Genomic DNA, 266 nt, shown 5'->3' on the forward strand with positions numbered 1-266 from the left:
TCCTGGTCGGACTCGGCTGCCCGCGCCAGGAAACCTTCGTGCACGCCATGCGACCACTGCTGCCGATGCCGCTGCTCGCGGTCGGCGCCGCGTTCGACTACCACGCGGGAATCCTGCGCAGGCCGCCGCTGTGGATGCAGAAGCACGGCTGGGAGTGGCTGTGGCGGCTGGGTCTGGAACCTGCCCGATTGTGGCGGCGGTACCTCATTCTCAACCCGCACTACTTGCTGATCCTCATGGCGCAGTGGGCCCGGCTGAGACCGGCC

The 266-nt window shown here is 68.4% G+C and carries 1 protein-coding gene; it reads left to right on the forward strand.

Features of this window, described 5'->3' with window-relative positions; all coding sequences use genetic code 11:
- Positions 1-266, forward strand: a 266-nt coding sequence (locus tag IG08_RS0153590; protein WP_030622474.1) for a WecB/TagA/CpsF family glycosyltransferase, incomplete at both ends; no start/stop codon positions are given.

Source organism: Streptomyces fulvoviolaceus, assembly GCF_000718165.1.
GTDB lineage: Bacteria > Actinomycetota > Actinomycetes > Streptomycetales > Streptomycetaceae > Streptomyces > Streptomyces fulvoviolaceus.